General features: G+C 44.4%; 1 protein-coding gene. It reads right to left on the bottom strand.

The window, feature by feature from the left end; genetic code table 11:
* Nucleotides 1-331, bottom strand: a 331-nt coding sequence (locus CWB80_RS22660) for a hypothetical protein (protein ID WP_171041583.1), incomplete at both ends; no start/stop codon positions are given.

Below are 331 nucleotides of genomic sequence, written 5' to 3'. Positions count from 1 at the left end.
CTTTTCTGTGGCCACTGACAATCTATAACCTTGTGCTGCTAAGTCTTTATCTTGCTGCAGCTGGTTATAGGCATTGATAATATCAGCTAAGCCTTGCTCTTTTAGATTGAGCTCACGGCCGCTTATATGGCTACCGCTTTGGCTGATTTCACATTTAATTGCGTCTAAGCTTCTCTCTGCAGTTGCAATGCGATCATTGACGCCATTTTCAGTGTTTAAAATACTGTTTACTTGCTCGCGTATCGTCGCGTTAGCGCCGGCGATCCACGTTTGCGCAGCATTGTCTTTTAAGATGGTGTTGTTATCTGCAAACTCTTGCAGTACCGCACTA

Source organism: Pseudoalteromonas sp. S1650, from assembly GCF_005887195.1.
In the GTDB taxonomy this organism is placed as follows: Bacteria; Pseudomonadota; Gammaproteobacteria; order Enterobacterales; family Alteromonadaceae; genus Pseudoalteromonas; species Pseudoalteromonas simplex.
Note: the sequence above shows the minus strand (reverse complement) of the source record. Positions and strands in the feature narration are given on the sequence as shown.